This is a genomic window from Psychrobacter sp. FME6, assembly GCF_014861365.1.
Lineage (GTDB): Bacteria > Pseudomonadota > Gammaproteobacteria > Pseudomonadales > Moraxellaceae > Psychrobacter.
Map to the genome: position 1 here is coordinate 1 of NZ_RRYW01000154.1, position 4,101 is coordinate 4,101.

Genomic DNA, 4,101 nt, shown 5'->3' on the forward strand with positions numbered 1-4,101 from the left:
TTCTCTTTGTTGTGGTAAACAAGAGTGTAAGGCGTTGCTTATTTTTTTCAACTATTTCCCAATTCTATACAGCCCCTATGCTAAAACAACTATTTTATTAAATGAGTGTTTTTATGGCGACGTTAAATGAACAGATAAATACGCCAGATGTGCGCCATGATTATGAGCATTTAGCGCGCTTGGCGAATTTGCGCTACGTTAGCGATGATGAGCTTGGGTTTACGCGCAGACGTTGGGGGCGCGGTTTTACGTATCGAGATGCGACTGGTAAAACGGTCAAAGACAAGGCACTGCGTCAGCGTTTTGATGCGTTAGTAATACCGCCCATGTGGTCAGAGGTTTGGATATGCCAAGATGAAAAAGGACATCTACAATCGACAGGTCGTGATGACAAAGCCCGTAAGCAGTATCTGTATCATCCAGAATGGAATCGCGTGCGTGATCAGGCTAAGTTCGATGCGATGATAGGTTTTGCCGAGGCGCTGCCTAATCTACGAGCGCAAGTTGAAAAAGACTTAGAAGCAGAAGAGTTATCCCATGATAATGTGCTAGCAGCAGTGGTTAAATTATTAGAGACGACGTTAATTCGTATTGGAAATAGCCGCTATGCAAAACTCAATAAAAGCTACGGTTTGAGTATAGTCAATCCAGAATAAAAGAGATACATCCCATATCACGAAACAGTTTAGGTAGATTATTCTCCATCAATACTTGGCGTAGAAACTTAGCTTGTGCCCACTTCTTTTCAATGGGATTTAGATCAGGACCGTAGGGTGGCAGCCAAAGAATACGATGACCATGCCTGTTTAACAGTTTTTGAATACGCTTATTCTTATGAAAACGAGCATTATCCATAACGATCACACACTTCGTTTTAAGGCTTGGAATAAGCGTGAACTTGCACCAGTCATAGAATATACGGCTATTGATATTCTGCTCAAAGTAATCCAGGGCAAACAGCATCTTTTCATAAAGAGCACCAATGACATTAGTACGCTTTTTTGCTTGCCAGTTGTAGCGATCAATGCAAGGTTTTCCTATTGGTGCATAGCCATGAGGGCGAATGGTTTCAGCCTCAAAGCCACTCTCATCCATAAATACAATGGGATAGCCTTGCTTCATAAAGCGATCAAGCTTACTTTGATATTCCGCTCTTTTGATTGGACATGCTTTTGGATGTTCTAAGGTCTTTTTTTTTGCTGATACCAAGGCGCTTTAAGGCAATCTCAATACCTGATTTGCTACAATTTAAACGCTGTGCTCTCTCGTACATATAATCGTCTGGATACTGTTCAACATCTTTTAATAGCGTGTCATTCGGTATTTTACTGGGTGGTTTATTCCGAGTTTGTTTGATACTTGGGTTTTTCAGCCAGCGCTGTAATGCGGTTTTACTAATATTGTAGAAAGTACACGCTTCACGAATACTCATGTCTTTATTTTTAACACTTTTGATCACTTGCGCTCGGAAGTCTGCTGAATAAGTCATATATTCTTATACCATTTCGCTTATTTTAAAACGATTGTATCTTATTTATAAAAGACTGACTATACGTTACGCAGTAAACATGTGAGTGAGACAAATACGGGCTTGGCGTTTGATTTTGTCGGTAAAAGTGCCAAAGCACATCATATAGAGCTGCAAGATGAGCGTTTGATTGAGATAGTACAAGCCTGTTCTGAACTACCTGGTTATCAGATTTTCAAATACTTGGATGACAATGGCGATAAGCAAGTGATTGATAGCGCCGATATCAATGATTACATACGTCAGCATACTTGCGCTACTGATTGCGAAAGTGAAGTGTATAGCGGAAATTTATACAGTGCAAAGGATTTTCGCACATGGATGGCCAGTGTGTTGGCTGCCAGTTATCTTTATGACGAGTTGCAAACGTCAGTTGGCAATGCGATATTAACCAGTGAGTCTAACAGCCCTGAGCGCCAGCAGTTGGTCATTGATATGGTCAAAGAAGTCGCAGAGGAGCTTGGCAATACGCCTGCTGTCTGCCGTGCTTCTTATATCAATCCTATGATTATTGAGTGGTTTTTGGCAGGAAAGTTTTTTGACACTTATAAACAAGCGCGGCGTGGTCGCACCAAAAAACACCAAAGCTGTGAGGAGAAGGCGTTACTTGGGTTTTTGAATGCCTTGCAGTAAAGTTTATATCCGTTAGTCATTAAATAATGATACGTTATGTATTGAAATAAGTAGAAAAGTACGTTACTAATAGACTATCTTGAATATTAGGATAGGAAATGGTCTATAGGATATGTCCGTTTTGTCTATATGGCATGTTTTCTATCACTTACTTAACATTGCTAAAGGATTAGCTTATGAACACCTCAGTTTCAAATACGACTACGCATACTGCAAGCACGCTAACGAGCTATAGCGATTATTATAATAATTTTGATATCAATGCGTTATTGACAGAAATCTTTGGCGAGCATTTAGACGATCGTTTAAATGCCTATATGGCATGCTGCGGTCGCCATGTGCGTGACGGCCGCGCGGATAAGCTTGCGTTAGTGCATGAAGATACTAATGGCAATGTGACGCGGATGAGCTTTGCTGAGCTGGATAAAGCCAGTGCGCAAGTAGCCAACTTACTACAATCTTATGGCGTAAAAGTAGGCGACCAAGTAGCGACTATGTTGCCGCGTACTCCCGAATTATTAACCATTGTATTAGCAATTTGGCGGATTGGCGCGGTATATCAACCGTTATTTACGGCTTTTGGCTATGACTCTATTAAGTACCGCATGGACAAAGCCAATACCAAGGTGGTCTTTACCAATCAAGAGAATCGTGACAAGTTTAAAGATCTAGCTGAGCAAACCAAAATGGTATTGGTAGGCAATAAAGTAGATGCGCAAAGCTGGGGGGATGATAGCTATGCTGAAATGATAGCAGGGCAGCCGCAAACCATAGAAGCGGTTACTTTGAATACTGATGCGCCATTTTTACAGATGTTTACCTCAGGCACAGTAGGTAAGGCAAAAGGTGTCAGCGTACCATTAGCCGCTTTATCAGCCTTTTATTTATATATGCGCTATGCCATTGACTTACGCGAGGATGATCATTACTGGAATATGGCCGATCCAGGCTGGGCGTATGGTTTGTATTATGCGATCACAGGTCCTTTATTATTGGGCGTCACCACTTATTTTAATGAAGCGAGTTTTGATGCTCAGAATACTCGTGACTTTATGGTACGTCACAAGATTACCAACTTAGCCTCTTCACCAACGGCATTTCGTATGATGAAGTCGAGTGGCGTTTTTGATGCATCGTCCGCAAATGATGACCATGCATTGTCTTTACGCTGCGCTAACTCGGCAGGAGAGACACTGAATACCGAAGTGGTAAGCTGGGTCGAAAATAATTTGGGCTGCCAAGTCTGCGATCAGTATGGGCAGACAGAAACCGGTATGACTTGCTGTGAGCATCATGCGCTGGCACATAAATGCCCAGTTGGATCGATGGGTATGCCACTACCAGGGCATACGCTGGTGGTATTAGATGATGATATGAATGTATTGCCAGATGGTGAGCAAGGGCAGTTGGCAGTGGTGGTCAGTCAATCGCCGGCGTTTTATTTCCGAGGTTATAGCTGGAATGAAAAACAAGCGTTCGTTGATGATTACTATTTAACCGGCGATGTGGTCGAACGTCATAGTGATGGCAGTTACTGGTTCTCAGGGCGTGATGACGACATCATTACTACTGCTGGTTATCGCGTGGGTCCAACCGATGTTGAAAACACGGTGCTCGAACACGATGCCGTTGCAGAGTCAGCCGCCGTCGGTATACCTGATGAAGTGCGTGGTCATACCATCAAATCTTATGTGGTGTTGAAGAGCGGTATCGAAGGAACTGAAGAGATTGCGAAGGAGATTAAGGACTTGGTACGTAAACGTCTATCGGCCCATGCTTATCCGCGTGAAGTTGAGTTTGTGTCTGAGTTGCCAAAGACGCCAAGTGGTAAGATTCAGCGCTTTTTACTGAGAAGTTTATCCGCTTCTTAAATACATCAAATTATTAGGGGCTGTATAGAATTCAAATCAGCGGCAGCCAGATAAAGACACAAGCGAGAA

The 4,101-nt window shown here is 42.6% G+C and carries 4 protein-coding genes and 1 pseudogene; 3 read left to right on the top strand and 2 right to left on the bottom strand.

All coding sequences use genetic code 11. The annotated features are described in order from the left end of the window. Window positions 1-113: 113 nt before the first annotated feature. Window positions 114-656, top strand: a complete 543-nt coding sequence (locus EI162_RS13605; protein WP_225737006.1) for a hypothetical protein — start codon at window positions 114-116, stop codon at window positions 654-656. Here the strand turns inward: EI162_RS13605 and EI162_RS13610 are convergent. Together EI162_RS13610 and EI162_RS13615 are read right to left on the bottom strand one after the other, a co-directional pair. After that, window positions 643-1,209, bottom strand: a complete 567-nt coding sequence (locus EI162_RS13610) for an IS630 family transposase (RefSeq protein ID WP_192524848.1) — start codon at window positions 1,207-1,209, stop codon at window positions 643-645. The genes EI162_RS13605 and EI162_RS13610 overlap by 14 nt on opposite strands. Then, entirely contained in the window at window positions 1,136-1,489 is a 354-nt protein-coding gene (locus EI162_RS13615) for an IS630 transposase-related protein (RefSeq protein ID WP_192524849.1), read from the bottom strand. The genes EI162_RS13610 and EI162_RS13615 overlap by 74 nt, the downstream gene beginning before the upstream one ends. A gap of 75 nt (window positions 1,490-1,564) precedes the next feature. Between EI162_RS13615 and EI162_RS13620 the strand changes: the two are divergent. Continuing rightward, a pseudogene (locus tag EI162_RS13620) lies at window positions 1,565-2,161 on the top strand (DNA topoisomerase IB); the annotation flags it as partial. Window positions 2,162-2,337: 176 nt separating this feature from the next. Beyond that, the gene (locus EI162_RS13625) at window positions 2,338-4,032 is read left to right on the top strand and encodes an AMP-binding protein (RefSeq protein ID WP_192524850.1); all 1,695 of its coding nucleotides are present in this window, start codon (window positions 2,338-2,340) and stop codon (window positions 4,030-4,032) included. The last annotated feature ends 69 nt before the right edge of the window (window positions 4,033-4,101 follow it).

Excerpts from the sequence above, each read along its gene's own strand:
- EI162_RS13605 (WP_225737006.1), top strand. The coding sequence starts at position 114 with ATGGCGACGTTAAATGAACAGATAAATACGCCAGATGTGCGCCATGAT.
- EI162_RS13615 (WP_192524849.1), bottom strand. The coding sequence starts at position 1,489 with ATGACTTATTCAGCAGACTTCCGAGCGCAAGTGATCAAAAGTGTTAAA.
- EI162_RS13625 (WP_192524850.1), top strand. The coding sequence starts at position 2,338 with ATGAACACCTCAGTTTCAAATACGACTACGCATACTGCAAGCACGCTA.